Below are 19,488 nucleotides of genomic sequence, written 5' to 3'. Positions count from 1 at the left end.
AGCACTACTATTATAGTGAGGATACGGTGATTTTGTATAACTTGAACACCCACCCGCATAGCGGGTGGTTTTGTGTGCCACGCGCTTGATCGTTTTGCTGCCGGCAAAACTTGAAGCAGCGCGCGGCACGTGGTCTCGACCTACAACAAAAAAGAGGAAACAGATCACTCCGTTCCCTCTTCATTCAGCTTAGGTTTACAATCTTCATTTGTATCTAAGAAATCAACAGACCCCCAATTATCCGCTGATTTCTTTGTAATTTATATGCTTGTCCCAGAAGTAAAATCCCAGGCAGAATACATATATAACGACAGCATAAAAGAATGTAAATGCCAAAAGCTTATTGTTAAAATCTTTATCCTTCTCCATATGCATTATCCGAAGTATCTCTTCAGGAGACCTGCAAATGCCTTGCCGTGTCTTGCCTCGTCGCGAGCCATTTCATGCACTGTATCATGGATTGCATCAAGATTAAGAGCCTTTGCTCTCTTGGCAAGATCTGTCTTGCCCATGGTAGCGCCATTCTCAGCCTTTACACGAACTGTAAGATTCTCCTTTGAAGATGCTGATACGCACTCGCCGAGAAGCTCTGCAAACTTAGCTGCATGCTCTGCCTCTTCAAATGCTGCTGTCCTGTAGTACTCACCGATCTCAGGATAACCCTCACGGAAGGCTGCTCTTGACATAGCAAGATACATTCCAACCTCTGTGCACTCACCTTCAAAATTAGCGCGAAGGTCTGCCTTGATATCTTCCGGAGCATCAGCCGCTACACCGATAACATGCTCTGCTGCCCATGTCATTTCTCCTGCCTGCTCAACGAACTTTGATGCAGGAACTCCACATGTAGGGCACTTCTCAGGAGGTGTCTCACCCTCGTAAACATATCCGCATACTGAACAAACCCATGTCTTCATTTTTCGTACTCTCCTTTTCTTTAGTTCATCGTTTCCGGTGTCCTCGGAAACTGATGTAATAATCGTTTTCAATTAATAACACTCTACCCATATTTAATAGATTAGTCAATGATATAGTGAAAATATCTTTCATTATTTTTTTAGCCAAAGATGTTTGTTTTGCCTAACTAAAACTATACTGTATCTATTCGCTTTTTCACTGTTGATTCAGACAGGTTCATAGAAATATCGTGGACAGAAATGCCCTTTATAAACTATCAAGGTGAGCATTCAAACATAGGAACCATCGCTTTTGCTATGGGATTCATACTTATGATGGCACTGGATGTGGGGCTTGGCTGATTGATGTTTTCTATAGGCTTGATTGATTGACGGTTTTCTATAGGCTTCGTTGATTGATGTTTTCTTGGGTGGATTTTTTTCATTAACCGACTTATAATATATGAGCGTTTATGGGCTCAACTGACTGATGCCCGGTGTAAAAAGCCGGTTCTGAACATTATCCTTCAGGCATTCAGGAACGACCATAATTATACTTATTTCATAAAAATCAAGGAGTTGAAATGGGACAGATTAAAGTTACCAAAGCACCTATCGAAGGCCTTTATGTAATCGAGCCAACCGTTCATGGCGACAGCCGCGGATACTTTGTAGAAACATATAATCAGAACGACATGCATGAAGCAGGTCTCGACATGGTTTTCGTTCAGGACAACCAGTCCATGTCCACCAAGGGCGTTCTTCGCGGACTTCACTTCCAGAAGCAGTTCCCTCAGGGCAAGCTTGTTCGCGTCATCAAGGGTTCAGTATATGATGTTGCAGTAGACCTCCGTCAGAGTTCCAAAACCTACGGTCAGTATTTCGGAGTTGAGCTTACAGAGGAAAACAAGAAGCAGTTCTACATTTCAGAAGGCTTCGCTCACGGCTTCCTGGTTCTTTCCGATGTTGCCGAGTTCTGCTATAAGGTTACCGATTTCTATCATCCCGGAGACGAGGGCGGCCTTGCCTGGAACGATCCCGAGATAAACATTCAGTGGCCTCATCTCACAGGTGAGTACAAGGGTAATGCTTCTGCCGAAGGCTATGCCATGGACGACGGAACAGCCCTGAACCTTTCAGACAAGGATCAGAAGTGGCTTGGTCTCAAGGACACCTTTAAGTTCAATGTCTAAGCAGATCTGCAGGAGTTGATGCCTGGGCAGTAACCAAGTATTACTTACTTCATCAACCTGCAAAGAAATCATATGTCAAAAAATCTAAGAGTACTAACTTATACAATCCCGAAAAGCTTCCACGGCAAGACCGTAGAGGCTTTTCTTCATTCCATGGGATATTCAAGATCAGTTATATATCATCTTCGAAACACCGGAACAGAACTGATTCCTTCGGATGTTCCGGGGCTTTTGCTTAATTATGATAAGGCCTGGCTCAAAGCCATGCTTCATGAAGGTGACGAACTCACCTGCAATATATTGGAAACGGAATCCGGAGAGAATGTAGTAGAAACAGAGCTTCCTCTTTCCATCGTCTATGAGGATGAGGACCTTCTGGTCATCGACAAATCCGCCGGCATGCCCATCCATCCTTCCATGGGGCACTACGATGACACTCTTGCCAATGCTCTCTGCTTCTACACTCACCATGTCCTTAACCTCGACACCTACGTTAACCGCATCATTAACCGGCTTGACAAGGACACCAGCGGACTCCTCATTTCAGCAAAAAATATGCTTTCTGCGGCAAGACTCGGGGATTTTGTAAGGGAGCGTTCCATCCACCGTCAGTATATCGCCATCTGTCAGGGCGACGTAAGGGACTGCCTTAAGCATTACCCTTCAGCTCATGAAGGCTATGATATGACCATATCGGCTCCCATCGCAAGGAAGGAAGCCTCAGTTATCGAACGTGTCGTAGATTTCGCCACCGGAGACCCCGCCACAACTCACGTGAAGCCTCTCCTCTACGACAGCGAAAAGGATCTGAGCCTCATTGCCCTGAAGCTCGAAACAGGGCGAACACACCAGATAAGAGTTCATATGAAGCACATCGGGCATCCCTTGATAGGAGATTTCCTCTATAACCCGGATTACCGCTACATAAAAAGACAGGCTCTCCACTCCCGGAAGCTGAGTTTCAAGCACCCGATAAGTGGCGAGCCCATGAGCTTCACCGCGGCATTACCGGAAGACATGCAGGCTTTGTTTCCGGAATTCAACTGATTTACTTTTCAGCAAAAAACCTGTTGTCTTAATCTGTAATAGTTCAGTCGATGGGCCAGTGGGACGGGGTTGGTGGTCCATCACAGAAGCCGAAGGACAACTATTCCCGAAGTGTAATTGACAGTTGCCCTCCGGCTCTTTTCCTTTCCGGAGCCTATACAGGATCTGATCATTTCTCCAATTCTGACAGTCTTTTAAACACTTCTCCTATGCTGTCATTTATCATCAAGACCTCCTGATTCCCGGATCTGACTTTAAGCGCGTCACGGTTAATGATCACCAGATACTTTCCTTCAAAGTAGTTTATATAGGAAGCCGCCGGATACACCGTGAGAGAGGTTCCTCCGATTATGAGCATGTCAGCCTCGGCGATGGCATTAACAGACTTTCTCACAGCAATCTCAGGAAGGCTCTCTTCGTAAAGTGTGATATCCGGACGGATAATGCCTCCGCATTCGCAATGAGGAATTGGCTCAGTGGAATCAAAGACATAGTCCACCGGGTAAGTCTTGCCGCAATGCATGCAGTAGTTCCTGAGGGCGCTTCCGTGGATCTCGTAGACCTCCTTGCTTCCGGCCTTTTGATGGAGCCCGTCAATGTTCTGGGTCACCACAGCCTTCAGCTTCCCTTTCTTCTCCAGCTCCGCAAGATACTTGTGAGCGAAATTCGGCTCGATCTTTCTCGTATCCATCTTCTGCCTGTGGAACTCATAATAAACCTTCGGTTCATTCACAAGACAGCTGTGGCTGAGAAGATACTCAGGATGATACTTCTCGAACTGGACATCATGCTGATTATAAAGCCCGTCCTTACTTCTGAAATCCGGAACACCGCTTTCCGTTGACACTCCCGCGCCTCCGAAGAAAACGATATACTTTGAATCGTCTATCATTTCTTTGAGTCTCTTGATTTTTTGCTCGTCCATCATGCCCTCCTTCAATAATTATTATTAACTCTTATTTAAATCTCTATCCCAAAATGCAGAAATACATCTGCAAAAAATCGAATCTTCCCAGGAATACTATTTTAAATCCTTCACTGAAATGTCTTTATGCAAACACTCAGCATCACTTCTTCCATGGAAACAGACTTTTCAGGATCTCTGTCAGTCCGCTTTTCACAGCATCCCTTTTTATCTCCCCCAGAGTATCCTCGCTCTGAACCCTCGGATTATAAATCTTATCCTCTGTAAATACACGGTCCATCTTAATGTCATTCTGCTCCATGGGAACTCTCTCCGAAAGCAATTCTTCAAAGCACAGGCAGTACTTGTAGATATCGAGTCCGTGAAGCCATTTGTCATAGTATCCCGCTCCATGCCCCAGTCTGCCGCCCCATCTGTCGGCAGAAATGCAGGGAACGACAGCCAGCGCTATCTTGTACCCGTCTATGACCGGAAGCCCTTCTTTCGGCTCAAGGATGCCCATGGTTCCCGGCTCCAGATCATCAAAGCTCTGAATCTGAACCGCCTCCATGACATGCTCCGGTCCCGGCTTACACCTCGGCACCGTCACCATCTTTCCCATCTGAAATGCGGTCTCAATGATGGCTCTCGTATCAGGTTCATCCGGTGTATTCACATAGCAGAAAATCGAATCCACCTGCTGAAATACAGGATAGAGCAGAAACCTTGTGGCAATCTCAGCATTGGCTCTGTCCTTATAGTCTGTTGTAAGATTTTTTCTTTTTTCGCGGATCATCGTCCGCAGCTCTTTTTTGTCCATAATTTACACATTCCCACCATGGAAGGTTCTTAACTGTCAAAACTGTGCTCAGGCAGCACTACTTGCAATTACTCTAATAATGATATTTCTTCCTCAAAGCCACCATAAAGATGCCGCCGGTTACAGCAGCTATCAGCTCAGCAAACAAAGTGGAACACCATATACCGTCCACTCCGAGCAGCAACGGAAGCATGAGAATCGCTCCTAGCTCGAACACAAACGTCCTTAGAAAGGATATCAATGCCGATATCTGTCCGTTATTCAGGGCAGTAAAGAAAGCCGATCCGAAAACAGCAATTCCCGTGAAAAGGTATGCAACGGAGAAGATCCTGAAAGCATGCAAGGCTTCCGGCAGCAGCTCCTCCGAACCCTGCAGAAATAATACTGAAAATGGATATGCAATCAATTCCGAAAGAATAAACATCAGAACAGATGTAAGGCCGATGATCAAAAGACTTCTTTTCAACAGGTTTTTTAGTTCTCCGTGATTCTGAGCGCCGTAATGATAGCCGAAAACAGGTCCTACTCCATTGGAGTAGCCCACAAACATGGCGGTAAAGATCAGGCTTACATACATCAGGATACCGTAAATCACAACTCCGCCCTCACCTGCATACTTAAGAAGCTGAACATTGTAAATGATCCCCACTAATGATGCTGCGGCTTCCGCCATAAATTCCGAAGAGCCGTTTGTGCAGCATTTAAAAACCGCCCTGCCATTCCATTCAGGTTTAACAAGTCTCAGCAGGCTGTTGTTTTTCCGCGCAAAGTAGATAAGCGGGAATACACCCCCTACTACCTGTGTTAATGCTGAGGCCGCAGCAGCACCGGCCAGTCCCCAGCGGAAACCGATTATAAACAGAGCATCCAGGGCAATATTGCTAAATCCCGCACATACTGTAACGGCAAGACCCAGTCCCGGTTTTTCAGCAGTCACAAAGAACAGCTGGAACTCATACACCCATATCCATGCAGGCAGAGCCAGGATAAATATCCGTCCGTAAAGTATGCTGTCTTCGAAAAGCTTCCCTTCAGCACCCAGCATCGCAGTGATACGGGGCATAAATATAAAGCCCACCACAAGCAGAAAAAAGCCAAGACAGGAAGATACCATCACTATCAGAGAAAAGAGACGGTTAGCCCGTTCTTTTTTCTGTTCCCCCAGGGTCTTTGCGATCAAAGCACTGCCTCCGACACCGAACATATAACCGATGGTTCCCAATATATTCAGTACCGGCATGATAAGGTTTACAGCAGCAAATTCTGTCTTACCAACATAATTGGCAACAAAATATCCGTCTGCAATGATATACAGCGAGGCAAATATATTCATGGCAATGGATGGCAATGTAAACCGCAGCAGCTTACCATATGTAAAATGCTCTGATAAATGAATACGTGATCTCATACTTCGTTTTCTATGTAACACCATTCATCCCACGACCTGAAGGTCATGGGGTTTCCGGCTGAATATATATCTGTTTTAATAATCGCCCGGGCGGGTCATAAAGTCTTAAATCCTTGCACAAACGCATGATTTGGTTCATTTGACCCTTACTTACACCATTTTATAATATTCTGTCTTCCCGGTGCAACAGCTATGAAATAAACGAATGCTTCTCTCCGGACATTATCACCTTCTGAATATTTTATATCATTTCAGTATGGAAAAAGGATGCCAATGTCTCCACATTGCACATCCTTTTAAACATGAATAGATATTGGTTTTAATCTTTTTTACCTCTTCATCAAACTCCATTTCCTTAAGACGAGTGATACTGACTCAAAGTCCGTTCCAACAAAAACTTACAAAATCGGTGAAATCTTACAAAATAAAAATATTTTTCTTACTTTTTGATATTTACAAAATCACTTCCACATGTTAACATTAAATCACAATAAAGAACGAGTTAACACATCACCTGACGAGAAAGGGTGATCGAGGTTAACAAAAGCGATGATGATCCGTCGAGATCATAAAAAACATCACTTCAGAAAACTGTAGAAAGCAGAGGTATGAAAACGATGACGCCAGCACAGTTATTGGATGATATCCTCGGACTTCAGGTAAGGTAGTATAGAGATTATGATAACAGCACGTCAAGTGGTCATGTTATTCAGCTGAGGAGTGTTTCTCCTATTATTTAACCTTCTTGAAACGTGGAAATCATCTTCGGAACATATTAAAAAGTTAACGATTGGTCTTACAAATCTATTTGTTACCGGGTATAGAAGCAGACATAGCACAAAGCTTTGTCGAAGTAAGCTATCATACCTAATACAATGAAAGGAGAATACTCCGTTGTATTAGTTAGCCGAAAAATAGAATATTGATTAAGAAACTTGTTAAATTTTAATATTAAAAGGGCCCTTAATGTGAGGGTCCTTTTACATTGCATTTATAGTGCCATGGGGGACGGTTCTCTCCGAAGAGAGCCGTCCCCCATGGCTTCATTTGCCGTTTATTTCTTTTTCCCCACCATATCCGTTGCCAGATTAATGAGCACCTCCACCATCTTCCTCATGGAATTGATATTGAGATACTCATAAATTCCGTGGTAGTTCTCACCGCCGGTTGAAAGGTTCGGACAAGGCAGTCCCATAAAGCTGAGTCTCGCTCCGTCTGTGCCTCCGCGGATAGGCTTTGTCACAGGCTCAACTCCTGCTTTTCTGAATGCTTCTTCCGCTGCGCTGATGAGATACATATTGTCCGACTCGATCTTTTCACGCATGTTGTAGTACTGATCTTTAAGAACCACCTCTACATGCGCCGCTGTATCCTTGTACTTCTCATTGAGCCTGTCTGCAACACTTTGGAAAAGTTTCTTCTTCTCCTCAAACTTCACCTTATCATGATCTCTGATGATATAGCTCATCTTTGTCAGAACTTCATCACCCTCGATACCTGTGAGATGGAAGAAACCTTCGTAGCCCTCTGTAGTAGCCGGCCGCTGGTCCTCGGGGAGTAATGCATTGAACTCCATAGCTACAAGCGCCGCATTGATCATCTTGTCCTTTGCATCGCCGGGATGAACATTAACACCTGTGATCTCAACCTTGCCGGATGCAGCATTGAAATTCTCATACTCGATCTCGCCGAGTGTTCCGCCATCAACAGTGAATGCAACCTCTGCGCTGAAGTCTGCCACATCAAAAAAATCCGCACCTTCTCCGATTTCCTCATCCGGTGTGAAGCCGAGCAGAATCTCGCCATGCTTTACTTCAGGATGAGTAAGGAGGTACTCTGCCATGGCCATGATCTCGGCATCTCCCGCCTTGTCATCCGCACCGAGAAGCGTGGTACCGTCGGTCACCAAAAGGTCTGCGCCGATCATAGTGTTAAGCTTCGGGAATGTCTTCGGCGACAGAACTACCTTCTTCTCAACATTCAGGACGATGTCTCCGCCCTGATAGTTTTTTATCTCACGGGGATTTACGCCTGTGTCGCTCGCCGCAGGTGATGTATCCATATGAGCGATAAAACCAAGCCTCGGGGTTACAGCATTATCCTCCTCACTTAAATTTGAGGGAATCCTTCCGTATACATAGCATTTGTCACTGAGACGAACATCTCTGATTCCCATCTCTTCCATCTGCTTAACCAGAAGTCTAGCAAGATCGAACTGTTTCTCTGTCGATGGGTGAGTACCGGTGGTCTCACTTGACTGTGTGTCTATCTTTGCATATTCAATAAATCTTTCTAAAACGTCCACTGATTTACCTTTCTGATCGTACTTCTTATGTGTAGGTTTCCTGAATGACCCGGGAATCTCAATTATATCTCAGATCCCCTTCCATTTTAAAGGTCAGGGTCGTATCCCTCTCACTGAAGTGATTACCCACCGCAACATAGCTGTCACATTTAACCGGCTTAAGCTCCGTAAGATCATAAGGTGTCTCCTGATAAACGAAATTGAGCCAGTTGGTATAGGTGCAGTTTGAAGTGGACCTCCAGCTGAGAACAGGTTCCTGAGAGGGGTCATCATTCTTATAATAGTTAACAGGAATGTCCGGATTCAGACCCTTTGCCAAATCTCTCTTATACTCTTTATCCAGATCGTACTTATCATATTCAGAATGTCCCGTGATGAATATCTGTCTGCTGGAGCAGGCCAGAACCATGTAAATGCCGCCTTCCTCAGGATCTACAGAATCAGCCACCACATACAGCTCCGGATTGTTTCGAACCGCATCCTCATCTATACCTGTGTATCTGGAAATGGGAACATAGAAATAGTCATCCATCCCCCTCATGATCATCTTCTTGCGGTGAAGAACCTTCTGACGGTAAATGCCTGAGAGCTTCTTAGGAAGCAATACCTTTTCAATCCCGTAATGATAGTAAAGACCTGCCTGCGCAGCCCAGCAGATGTGGAAGGTAGAGAATACATGTGTGAGAGACCAGTCCATGATCTCTTTAAGCTCATCCCAGTACTCAACCTCCTCGAAAGGCATCTTCTCCACCGGCGCTCCCGTAATGATGAGACCGTCAAAGTATTCATCCCTGATCTGTTCCAGTGTTATATAGAATTTGTTAAGGTGGGAAGCATCCGTATGCTTTGACTCATGGGTTGCCACCTTCATAAAAGTAATTTCCGTCTGTATGGGAAAATTGGAAAGTACTCTCAGAATATCGAGTTCTGTATCCTCTTTCAACGGCATCAGATTCAGGATACATATACGAAGAGGTCGTATCTCCTGAGACCGGGCACGCTTTTCATCCATAACGAAAATGTTTTCGCTTTCCAGTATATGCTTAGCCGGTAAATCATTCTGTACTTTGATCGGCATATGAACATCTCCTTTGTCCGAAATTTACCTAAGTATACACAAAATGATCAAGAATTTAAACAGCTTATGAAGTGATATTTGCCGGTTCCACGGTCAGAGCGTAACTGCTCAGCCCGGCCATGTGCAGACTGCTGGATGCGGCGGCTGAAAGAAGTCACGGTGATGGAGCTTCTTGCCGGACTGTTTCCCTGTGATATATCCAAAACAGCCCCAACCGGCTTTTTGTGCCTGTTTTTTCATATATAGAGGCAACATGCTTCTGAAAAACACGGCGTGAGATATAGAGAGCGTCAGCTATCTCCTGTCCTGAATCCTCTGTGAAGATGAGTTTGGCAAATACCTCCTTTTCGCGATCAGTGAGGCCATATTTCATGGAAAGTCTGTCAATGATATGAGAAAGCCCACCCTTGTCACCATCTCTGTCACCTTTGACAGATAAGCTGAACTCTGAATCTGCATCTATGTCAGTATCCGAATCTCTGTCTGCATCTGTATCTGCTGTTTTTTCCGCCTTTCCTCCCATCGGCATCTCTTCCGGTAAATCTTCTTCCCTTATCGCAGGGTCTTCCTCTGTCTTAGCTAACGGCTCTTTCATGGAGATATAGTTCCTGACGAGAATAAGGGTCATGACTGATGAAGCCATGATACCGATGGCGATGATGTGCCAGGTGTTCATTAGCCCCCATGGGATAAGAGACAGAAAAACCCCAAAAACACCTTCAATGATCTTGCCTGTACTTGCGACGATGATCATGTTGCGTCCGGTATAAGGAGCCAATGAAAAGGACATATAGTATATATATCCCATGTAAAAGCCAACCACGATATAGAAAATGACCATAAAGAGCTGAATATTATTTCCCGATATATCCGATAGCAGCACGGGACACATAATGAGCCAGAGGATCACAGCAAGAAAGTTTACGTTCATAAACCTTCCTTCCTTGTGATCACCGATCATGCCCATAGAGACATAGCCGGGAATTACAAAAAGCCGCGGCCAGGTGTAGGCATTGACAGCCTGGAGCTGACTGCTCAGCATACTGTTTATGAGCCAGTTGTCACAATAGGACAGCAGGAACGTAGCCGCTGTTGCCAGGAGGACAAAGGATATCAGGATATTGATTCCGGTTTTTTCGGCGGTATGGTTTTGTCCCATATCTTTCACGTTGTTCTGTGGCAGACACTCAAGTATGATCCACTGCCATGAGTTTTTTATGACAGGGATCAGTGTTATGCCTCCTGATATTATCATAACCAAAAGAAGCAGACTGTTGTCTGCCACTATCTGAACGATGTACTGAAGCAGATATGTTATGGCTGCGCCAATGGCGATAACTCTTCCAAGGATACCTGTTCCCATAAGTGCGGCAGAAATAAAATAATGCACTGATCCTCCAAGGATTCCGAGAAAAAGATGCACTATCGGAGCGATAACCGTAAAAGAGAAGGCACTTGGGTAAAGCATGAGCACGAAGCTGCCAAGATAGAAAACTACAGCCGAAAACTTAAGGTAAAGAGATTTATGCTCATCCTTAGGAAGTCTCGTCCAGAAAAAAACATTCAAAAAAAGTCCGGCCACAAAGATAAGCTGGTTCAGGTAGTACATGACAAGATGAGTATGGTTATCTATATACCCGACAGAATCCCTGTTGGTCATTGTGGATATGGATGTATATATATAAAGATAAATCGTAAACACCATCGTAAAGTCAAGCTCTTTACGAAGGAACATGGTTTTCAGGTTCTTCATGGCATTCTCCGGCATATTAGTCTGGTATAAATATCGGCCAGGAATGATAATAGATAACAGAAAAGGAACGGCCTCCGTAGAAGCCGTTCCTCCTGAATGAAATTATGATCACTTGAGTGCCAAAAGCATTTGCCGCCTGCAAATTCTGCCTCTTCGCACCCTCCTGACAATCGTATCATAGTCTGATCTAGGTTGTTTGCTGCATAGCCTGCTGCATCGCAAGACCCGGATCCATGGATACGCCATAGATTATATAGGTCAGACCTTCCGCTGTTTTCAGGAAAGGTATCTCCAGGACGCCGTTCATAGCGCAGGGAACGCTTATGGTTGTTCCGTCACTGAATGCAACCGTGTATGTAAATCCGCTGACAACATCTGATACCACCGGTACAGATACTGTGTCGGAAACTGAGTTTGCGAATACATTAGAGAATGAAACCACACCGGCTCCCTTGATGTTATCGGCACCAAGGCTTGGAGCACCGCTGTCCATGAAGTTATTTATAGCTGTCAGATTATCAATCGGTGTAAGTACGCTGCCAATGTCTAAGCTGAGAGCATTACCCATTAAGTCCACAGAGCTTACACGGAAGAAGCTTGCAGCATCTATTCCCTGGTAAGCCAGCGCTGTGGCCACATCGCTGAACTTTGCTTCAAATCCTGCCGGAGCAGCCGGAGCTGATGGAGCACTGCTGCTTCCGGTGCTGCCTGAGCCACCGTCGGAATCGCTGCTGTCTGAGGATGAATCATCTCTGTAATATGTGCTGCCGCCTGAGGGGGTTTTAACGGAAGAATCGCTGCCGCCTGAGGGGGTGTCAACGGAAGAATCGCTGCCGCCGGATGGAGTGGTGCTGTCGCCGGATGGGGCGGTGCTGTCGCCGGATGGAGTGGTGCTGTCGCCGGATGGGGCGGTGCTGCCGCCGGATGGAGTATCGTTGTTTTCGGTATTTGAACTTGCAGCCTTAAGTTTAACACCTATATCAACGCCTCCGCCTCTCGGCACCTCAAGATAATAATTCCCGCTGCTGTCCTTAACAACATTTACAAGAGCTGCCCCTGTTCCGTTGTAGAAATCATCTACTTCATAACCACTAGGTATATCCAGTTTAAGATAAACCTTTTCAGCTTCCTTTCCTGTCCAGAAACCGTTGCTGTCCATTTCCTTGTTGACAGCAAGTGATGCTCCATCAACAGTAGTTGACTCTACCTTGATGATGTAGTTGATGGTCTTTTCAACAGCCTCATTACGGGTATATGTTTCCTTATAGGTAGTCTCGTCTATGCTTTTGTTTTCAACAATATTGTTATTTTTAGAGGTGTCAACCTTCCAAACTGTTATGTTCAGATTATTGGTACTATCATCAGGATCGACAACGATAGAATGTTCCTCGGCTGTAATGGTTCCTCCAACAACTAAATCCATTGTACTCTTATCCGACTTTTTGGTAATTGCTATAGCAGTATCTGAAGCAACCACATCACCGGCCACTTTGATGTCGATATCTGAATTATCATTTGCCGAATAACTCTCTACATATTCATGCTGGCCTGTTTCTTCGTTATAGTTGAAGTAACTCAAATCAGTTGCATCTGATACACCGATAGCCCAACCTTCAGTGCCATCCTGTATAACATTACCACCAACAGTGATCTCAAGCTTTCCTTGATTGCCTTCTATTTGGATTGCTTCTGCGTAAGCCTGTGGTTCATAAAGACTGTCAGTTGAACTGCTTTCCTTCAATATGCTTTTGGCTGTCACATCACCGCCAACAGTGACAGAAACATCACCTTCTCCCAATTTAGAACCTGCAATTCCCACAGCTAAAGTATCACTTTCTCCTGAAGCTGCAGCAGTTATATCATTATCAACCGTAATTGTGGTTTTGCCTTCCTGATTGTTGCTTATATTGATACCCTGTACGGTTCCTAAACCATCGGCATAGATACTGCCTGCATGGATACTTGTGCTGGCTCCACTAGCGCTCCCATCTGTAATGGACTCTATACCTGTTGCGGTTCCTGAACTTTCAGCACGGATATCACCGCCTACAGTGATGTCTGTATCACCCTTGGCACCTGTACCTGATTTGACACCGACTGCTGTTCCTCCCGATCCTTCACCTTTTGCAACAACATCGCCGGAAACAGTAATATCTGTATTACCTTTGCTTGCAAAATTCGATCCACCCAAAGTGCCGGAATCAATACCGGTTGCTGTAGCTCCTTCGGAATAAACATTATCTGCCGAAACCTTTACGCTGGTATTATCTGCATACGCTGAAGAATATAAACTTGATCTTGTGTCTATTCCTGTGGACTTACCGCTATCACTTTTTGCAGAAACCTCGCCCTTAACAGTAACCGCTGCTTCAGAATCCCCGTCTGCATATGCAATAACTCCGGTAGTGCTGCTTTGTGTGCTTTCAGCAGCTACATCACCACCAACGGTCACGGTTGTGGTGGATTTTGTATCTGAACTTTCGTTATATCCCTTAGATGCTGATGCGTTAACGCCCTCTGCATCACCATTCTCAGCAGAGCTTGTGACATCCCCTCCTACTTCTACTGTGGTAGTTGATCCATTATTAGATCCTGCACTAACACCTGTGGAAGAACCGTTTTCTGTTTTAGAAGTCACATCATTTGATACTTTGACAGTTGCTTCCTTATCCTCGCCACTTGATGAAGCTTCTACAGCTGCTTTAAATCCTTGCTCATTTTCAGCACTATCAACGTTTTCTTCATTTCCTACTTCCTCAGTATCATCATAAGTATCTACAGCTACATTTTCCTGTGCCAGCGCAGGCACAGCCGTACTCATCATTATCATGGATGCTGACATGATCACCGCCAGCAATTTCTTTGTGGTACATAAATTCCTTCTTTTCAACTTAAGTCTCCTCCTAACTGTTCAATTTATGATTATTACGAACAGCCCCTGACACATCTGTAGGGTGCATACCTTACCAGTGTAAAGGGCAATAAATATTAAAGATAATATTATAAAACTTATCGGTAAAAATATAGGTCACAAGTGTGACCCTCGTAAAAAAACCAAGGTTTTATGCGGTTTTTCGCTTATAAAATCACTTAAATTTTGCAGATTGTTATCTGATGCACGAGCCGCATTATCCGTATACCTTACTCCATGGCTGACACCTTCATTTAGGTGTACTTCCTGTCTGTATTGGATTTTTTGTCTGTACTTGCATGTTATCGCAGCACGCAAAAGAACCACACCTCTGACTGTCGGCATGCTGATCAAGGATTTTCACGCCAAATCATCCTCTGAGATACATTTTGAAGAGTTGGCAAGATACATTTTTACTTATAAACGTTTATAAATATCCTGCAAATGCCGAAGAAATATATAGTAGTACAAGTATGGCATCATTGTATTCTCATATAACTGTTGACAAATTGATATGAAATGCTACAATATGCCGTACAAATGAATACTTATTCAGAGTCGGTGGAGCTACATAGGAGCTATGAAACCGCAGCAACCCCGGGAAAACCGGAAGGTGCTAACCTGAGCGAACTATTTTTTGTTTCGAACAATAAGAGGATGCTTATTAGAAGCCAGTCGATTGTTCGACCGGCTTTTTTTGTATCATAATGCGTCCGGTTGTACCTTGTGCTTTAACCGGCATACATCCGGCCTTTATATACATCAAGCAGAAGGAGTTTTCTCCAACCTGATCTCAGGTATTTCGAAACACCAGGACGCCATGCGTCAGAAAGGAATTATTTATATGTTATTTTCATCAGAACAGGTATCAAACGGACACCCCGACAAGATCTGTGATCAGATTTCAGATGCCATCGTAACAGACATCTTACAGCATGATAAGGCAGGCCGTATTGCAGCCGAGACAACCATTAAGGACTGGGAGGTATCCGTCCTTGGAGAAGTTACCACAAATTACGAGCCAGACTACGAGAAGCTTGCAAGAAACGTTCTCAGGAATATCGGTCTCACAGATGTTGATAAATACACCATTCGCATCCTTATCTCAAAGCAGTCACCTGATATCGCTATGGGCGTTGATAATGACGGTGCCGGAGATCAGGGTATGATGTTCGGCTATGCCACAAACGAAACTGAAGAGCTTCTTCCGATCCCTTATGTTCTTTCTAACAGAGCACTACTTAAGCTCAGAGAGTTCAATATCAAGGATGGCTTCAAGAAGTTACGTCCTGATGCCAAGGCTCAGGTATCATTTGACTATGATACGCACCGCATCGATACCTTCCTTATCTCAACCCAGCATGCTGAAGAAACTTCTATTGATGAAGTACGTGAGATAGTTTCCGACATCATGAAAGAGACAGCCGGGGAAATGGGTCTAAATACCGATTTCCGTATCCTTGTTAACCCTACCGGACGTTTTGTAATGGGTTCTTCCTTTGCGGATTCAGGTCTTACAGGTCGTAAGATCATCGCCGACACCTATGGCGGAGCCGCTCACCACGGTGGCGGAGCATTCTCAGGAAAGGATCCCAGTAAGGTTGACCGTTCAGGCGCTTACATGGCTCGAAAGATCGCAAGAGATATCGTAAAGGCAGGAAAGGCTGACCGCTGCGAAGTACAGCTTGCCTACGCTATCGGTGTTGCAGAGCCTGTATCAGTTTACGTTGACTGCTTCGGAACAGAAAAAGAAGACCGAAACAAGATCTGGGATGAGATAAAACATGATTATGACCTTACCCCAAAGGGCATCATCAATTCCCTTAAGCTTAAAGATGTTAACTATAATCTCGTTTCAAGCTACGGACACTTCGGAAAGCCTGAGCTTCCCTGGGAGCAGTAATCATAGCGAAACCATATAGAGTGGTTTAGACAGATTATCTTTACTGTTTAAATGATGCATTAACAGTAAACTCGATGAGTTCAAGATAATTAGTCTCAAAGCTGAACCCTTACCGGTGGATATGAACAAATTGTTTATGCCGAATGTTTACGGTAACCTATAGGAGGCTTTAATTGAAGTTTTCATCCGATAATTCCAAAAACAAAAAGCATACACTATGGCATGACTGGCTGACCTACGATTTTATAGTCGGAATAGCACTTCAGCTTTTGCTGTATTTTGTAGCCGTTTTCGTTTGGTCCATGAGATTCCCAAAGCTGTCCTTTGAACGTACTCCTATATTAAATGTTCATTACCTCGTCATGTTTCTGCCATTTATTGTCGGAGTCTTCGGGCTATGGGCCAGAACCTATGAGCTTCAGTTTTGGGCAAAGTTTTTCACAAAAGTCTCCCTCCCGGTGCTGATACTTGGTGTAATCTCAGCTGTGGTTTTATGTATAGTACCGCCCTATTGCTCCAGTACCACAAAAACTGAGCAATACATGGTTGTAGACAGAGATGTGGATGCAGAGTGCTTTGACATATGCAGGCAAATATTTCCCTCCCACATATCAGGAGCACCTTCAAACACCTCCTACCGCTACTACAAATACAGCAGTATCCTGGAAGACGACTTCCACCTGAGCCTCGGAGAAACCCTTTCTTCCGACCAATTTAAAGAAGAAAGCGACCGCATTCTTTCCCTTGATATCCTGAAAGATGCCGATCTTTCCACTTCAAAAGATATCACACTCATAGACACCACACTGAACGGTGATTTAATCGTTCACATCACACTTGATTCCGCCTATAATCGGATTATATATGCCGCAGGTTACAACCGAATCAAATAACAGCAAAAGGCCGGTCCCGAATGGGACCGGCCTTTCAAAAAGATATAATTACTTGTTGTAATTAACGATTTTACCGAAGTCAGGCTTAAGTGAAGCTCCGCCGATAAGTCCGCCATCGATGTCAGGCTTGGATAAAAGCTCAGCAGCATTGCCTGCGTTCATTGATCCGCCGTACTGAATACGAACAGCGTCTGCTGTAGCTGCATCATACAGCTTTTCAATAAGATCACGGATAAGCTTGCAAACCTCTTCAGCCTGATCTGAAGTAGCTGTCTCTCCCGTTCCGATTGCCCAGATAGGCTCGTATGCGATAACAAGCTCCTTAACCTGATCAGCAGTAACTCCGTCAAGATCCCAGGTGATCTGTCTTTCGATCCACTCCTTGTAAGTACCGGCCTTACGAAGTGCCAGAGACTCACCACAGCAAAGAATCGGCTTAAGACCTGCAGCAAATGCCTTCTTAACCTTTGCATTGATAAGGATATCATTCTCACCGAAGATATCTCTTCTCTCCGAGTGTCCGATGATGATGTACTCAACACCTGCATCCTTAAGCATAGGAGCTGAAATCTCACCTGTGAAAGCACCCTTGTCCTCAATATAGAAGTTCTCAGCACCGACATGAACATTGGTGCCCTTAACAGCCTCAACTACAGGGATGATATCAATTGCAGGTACGCAGTAAACTACGTCTACATCATCATTCTGTACAAGTGGCTTTAATGTCTCAACAAGCTTAACAGCCTCTGAAGGAACCATGTTCATCTTCCAGTTTCCGGCAATAATTTTCTTTCTCATATAAACTCCATTCCGTGTATGCCTATTTCCTAAACAGTCATACACAAGAAAAAATTCTCTTTATTCTATGTACTAAATTCATCCTATCCAAAGAACAGTCAGAAGAAACCATTCTTGATTCTGTTCTCCGGATAGACATCAGTTCAATATCAGTTCTTGTCGTCTGCAGCAGCTACACCCGGAAGCTCCTTACCCTCAAGAAACTCAAGAGAAGCTCCGCCACCTGTTGATATGTGTGTCATCTTGTCGCCATAGCCCATCTGGTTAACAGCAGCAGCTGAGTCACCACCACCGATGATGGTTGTAGCATCTGTATCTGCAAGAGCCTGTGCAACTGACTTTGTTCCGGCTGCAAGAGTAGGGTTCTCAAATACACCCATAGGTCCGTTCCATACAACAGTCTTAGCTGACTTAACAGCATCAGCATAAAGAGCCTGTGTCTTAGGTCCGATATCCATACCCATTCTGTCAGCAGGGATCTTGTCGATATCAACAACTGTTGTGTCGATAGATCCGTCGATTGGCTCAGGGAAGTGGTCTGTTGTAACAGCATCTACTGGAAGAAGGAGCTTCTTGCCAAGCTTCTCAGCCTTCTCGATCATTTCCTTGCAGTAATCAACCTTAGTCTCATCGCAAAGAGATGTACCGATCTCATAGCCCTGTGCCTTAGCGAATGTATAAGCCATACCTCCGCCGATGATAAGTGTATCGCACTTCTCAAGGAGGTTAGAAATAACATTAAGCTTATCAGCAACCTTAGCGCCGCCAAGAATAGCTACGAATGGACGTACAGGATTCTCAACAGCCTGTCCAAGGAACTTGATTTCCTTCTGCATAAGGTAACCAACAGCGTGAGGACCGTTAAGGAACTGTGTAACACCAACATTTGAGCAGTGTGCTCTGTGAGCTGTTCCGAATGCATCGTTTACGAATACATCAGCGATAGAAGCAAGATCCTTTGAGAAAGCCTCTCCGTTCTTTGTCTCTTCAGCTCTGTAACGTGTGTTCTCAAGAAGGATAACGTCTCCGTCCTTCATCTCAGCTACAGCGGCCTTGGCATTGGCACCAACAACCTCAGGATCAGCTGCGAACTTAACTTCCTGTCCGAGAAGCTCTGAAAGTCTCTTAGCTACAGGAGCAAGTGTCTTTGAAGGCTTGTCCTCCTCTGTCTTAACCTTTCCAAGGTGTGAGCAAAGGATAACCTTTCCACCGTCAGCGATAAGCTTCTTGATTGTTGGAAGTGCTGCTACGAGTCTGTTCTCGTCTGTGATCTTGCCCTCTTTAAGAGGAACGTTGAAATCACATCTGCAAAGTACTCTCTTGCCCTTAACATCGATATCATCAACTGTTAACTTGTTTAATCCTGCCATATGAATCTCCTTTTTGAGAGAAATATCTCTCTGATTTTATTTTCTCTTTGAAATATTATAGAAGATTTTTCCAGCCATTTGTGTTTTTTGACAAAAGCATGTGCAAAAATCTTCTTTAAATTGTCGATTATGGTTGTATTTACTATAACTTATTGCAAGAAAAAGAGGCCAGGCCCATATAGGCCGGACCTCTTCAAAGTCATGTCTTA

At 44.5% G+C, this 19,488-nt stretch carries 15 protein-coding genes and 1 riboswitch; of the genes, 4 read left to right on the top strand and 11 right to left on the bottom strand.

Annotation, left to right across the window (positions count from 1 at the left end):
- Positions 1-237 precede the first annotated feature (237 nt).
- Together G625_RS23205 and G625_RS0116090 are read right to left on the bottom strand one after the other, a co-directional pair.
- Positions 238-369, bottom strand: coding sequence for a hypothetical protein (locus tag G625_RS23205; protein WP_256377651.1), 132 nt, complete (start codon positions 367-369; stop codon positions 238-240).
- 5 nt (positions 370-374) lie between these two features.
- Complete coding sequence (locus tag G625_RS0116090; protein ID WP_029201912.1) at positions 375-917, bottom strand: NADH peroxidase; 543 nt, start codon at positions 915-917, stop codon at positions 375-377.
- A gap of 563 nt (positions 918-1,480) precedes the next feature.
- Here G625_RS0116090 and rfbC point away from each other — a divergent pair.
- Positions 1,481-2,089, top strand: coding sequence for a dTDP-4-dehydrorhamnose 3,5-epimerase (rfbC, locus tag G625_RS0116085; protein ID WP_029201911.1), 609 nt, complete (start codon positions 1,481-1,483; stop codon positions 2,087-2,089).
- Positions 2,090-2,161: 72 nt separating this feature from the next.
- The gene (locus tag G625_RS0116080) at positions 2,162-3,136 is read left to right on the top strand and encodes an RluA family pseudouridine synthase (RefSeq protein WP_029201910.1); all 975 of its coding nucleotides are present in this window, start codon (positions 2,162-2,164) and stop codon (positions 3,134-3,136) included.
- A 169-nt stretch (positions 3,137-3,305) separates the two neighbouring features.
- On the opposite strand, the gene G625_RS0116070 is transcribed toward G625_RS0116080, so the two are convergent.
- The 7 genes from G625_RS0116070 to G625_RS0116035 all read right to left on the bottom strand — a co-directional run bounded on the left by G625_RS0116070 (position 3,306) and on the right by G625_RS0116035 (position 14,294).
- Complete coding sequence (locus tag G625_RS0116070) at positions 3,306-4,061, bottom strand: NAD-dependent protein deacylase (protein WP_029201909.1); 756 nt, start codon at positions 4,059-4,061, stop codon at positions 3,306-3,308.
- 142 nt (positions 4,062-4,203) lie between these two features.
- Positions 4,204-4,860: a 5-formyltetrahydrofolate cyclo-ligase gene (locus G625_RS20500; protein ID WP_084152947.1), complete on the bottom strand. Its 657-nt coding sequence runs from the start codon at positions 4,858-4,860 to the stop codon at positions 4,204-4,206.
- Between the two features lie 73 nt (positions 4,861-4,933).
- Positions 4,934-6,268 (bottom strand): MATE family efflux transporter, encoded by a 1,335-nt coding sequence (locus tag G625_RS0116060; RefSeq protein WP_029201908.1) that lies wholly within the window; start codon positions 6,266-6,268, stop codon positions 4,934-4,936.
- A gap of 1,054 nt (positions 6,269-7,322) precedes the next feature.
- Positions 7,323-8,573, bottom strand: coding sequence for a peptidase T (gene pepT / locus G625_RS0116055; RefSeq protein ID WP_029201907.1), 1,251 nt, complete (start codon positions 8,571-8,573; stop codon positions 7,323-7,325).
- Between the two features lie 58 nt (positions 8,574-8,631).
- Positions 8,632-9,651: a homoserine O-succinyltransferase gene (locus G625_RS0116050; RefSeq protein ID WP_029201906.1), complete on the bottom strand. Its 1,020-nt coding sequence runs from the start codon at positions 9,649-9,651 to the stop codon at positions 8,632-8,634.
- A gap of 154 nt (positions 9,652-9,805) precedes the next feature.
- Complete coding sequence (locus G625_RS0116045) at positions 9,806-11,404, bottom strand: helix-turn-helix domain-containing protein (protein WP_029201905.1); 1,599 nt, start codon at positions 11,402-11,404, stop codon at positions 9,806-9,808.
- Between the two features lie 187 nt (positions 11,405-11,591).
- On the bottom strand, positions 11,592-14,294 hold the full coding sequence (locus tag G625_RS0116035; protein ID WP_029201904.1) for a hypothetical protein: 2,703 nt from the start codon (positions 14,292-14,294) through the stop codon (positions 11,592-11,594).
- Between the two features lie 566 nt (positions 14,295-14,860).
- A riboswitch (SAM riboswitch) is annotated at positions 14,861-14,971 on the top strand.
- Between the two features lie 188 nt (positions 14,972-15,159).
- On the opposite strand from G625_RS0116035, the gene metK reads away from it, so the two are divergent.
- Complete coding sequence (gene metK, locus G625_RS0116030) at positions 15,160-16,218, top strand: methionine adenosyltransferase (protein WP_044933129.1); 1,059 nt, start codon at positions 15,160-15,162, stop codon at positions 16,216-16,218.
- 173 nt (positions 16,219-16,391) lie between these two features.
- A complete protein-coding gene (locus G625_RS0116025) occupies positions 16,392-17,111 on the top strand; it encodes a hypothetical protein (protein WP_029201902.1) in 720 nt (239 codons plus the stop codon).
- A gap of 48 nt (positions 17,112-17,159) precedes the next feature.
- Here G625_RS0116025 and tpiA read toward each other — a convergent pair whose 3' ends face one another.
- Together tpiA and G625_RS0116015 are read right to left on the bottom strand one after the other, a co-directional pair.
- Positions 17,160-17,909 (bottom strand): triose-phosphate isomerase, encoded by a 750-nt coding sequence (gene tpiA / locus G625_RS0116020; protein WP_029201901.1) that lies wholly within the window; start codon positions 17,907-17,909, stop codon positions 17,160-17,162.
- 149 nt (positions 17,910-18,058) lie between these two features.
- Complete coding sequence (locus G625_RS0116015; protein ID WP_044933126.1) at positions 18,059-19,279, bottom strand: phosphoglycerate kinase; 1,221 nt, start codon at positions 19,277-19,279, stop codon at positions 18,059-18,061.
- Positions 19,280-19,488: the final 209 nt, after the last annotated feature.

It is taken from the genome of Oribacterium sp. NK2B42, assembly GCF_000424445.1.
GTDB lineage: Bacteria > Bacillota > Clostridia > Lachnospirales > Lachnospiraceae > Oribacterium.
Note: the sequence above shows the minus strand (reverse complement) of the source record. Positions and strands in the feature narration are given on the sequence as shown.

What these genes read in the sequence shown, in the direction of transcription:
- G625_RS23205 (WP_256377651.1), bottom strand. Translation starts at nt 369, where the DNA reads ATGGAGAAGGATAAAGATTTTAACAATAAGCTTTTGGCATTTACATTC.
- G625_RS0116090 (WP_029201912.1), bottom strand. Translation starts at nt 917, where the DNA reads ATGAAGACATGGGTTTGTTCAGTATGCGGATATGTTTACGAGGGTGAG.
- rfbC (WP_029201911.1), top strand. Translation starts at nt 1,481, where the DNA reads ATGGGACAGATTAAAGTTACCAAAGCACCTATCGAAGGCCTTTATGTA.
- G625_RS0116080 (WP_029201910.1), top strand. Translation starts at nt 2,162, where the DNA reads ATGTCAAAAAATCTAAGAGTACTAACTTATACAATCCCGAAAAGCTTC.
- G625_RS0116070 (WP_029201909.1), bottom strand. Translation starts at nt 4,061, where the DNA reads ATGGACGAGCAAAAAATCAAGAGACTCAAAGAAATGATAGACGATTCA.
- G625_RS20500 (WP_084152947.1), bottom strand. Translation starts at nt 4,860, where the DNA reads ATGGACAAAAAAGAGCTGCGGACGATGATCCGCGAAAAAAGAAAAAAT.
- G625_RS0116060 (WP_029201908.1), bottom strand. Translation starts at nt 6,268, where the DNA reads ATGAGATCACGTATTCATTTATCAGAGCATTTTACATATGGTAAGCTG.
- G625_RS0116050 (WP_029201906.1), bottom strand. Translation starts at nt 9,651, where the DNA reads ATGCCGATCAAAGTACAGAATGATTTACCGGCTAAGCATATACTGGAA.
- G625_RS0116045 (WP_029201905.1), bottom strand. Translation starts at nt 11,404, where the DNA reads ATGAAGAACCTGAAAACCATGTTCCTTCGTAAAGAGCTTGACTTTACG.
- metK (WP_044933129.1), top strand. Translation starts at nt 15,160, where the DNA reads ATGTTATTTTCATCAGAACAGGTATCAAACGGACACCCCGACAAGATC.
- tpiA (WP_029201901.1), bottom strand. Translation starts at nt 17,909, where the DNA reads ATGAGAAAGAAAATTATTGCCGGAAACTGGAAGATGAACATGGTTCCT.
- G625_RS0116015 (WP_044933126.1), bottom strand. Translation starts at nt 19,279, where the DNA reads ATGGCAGGATTAAACAAGTTAACAGTTGATGATATCGATGTTAAGGGC.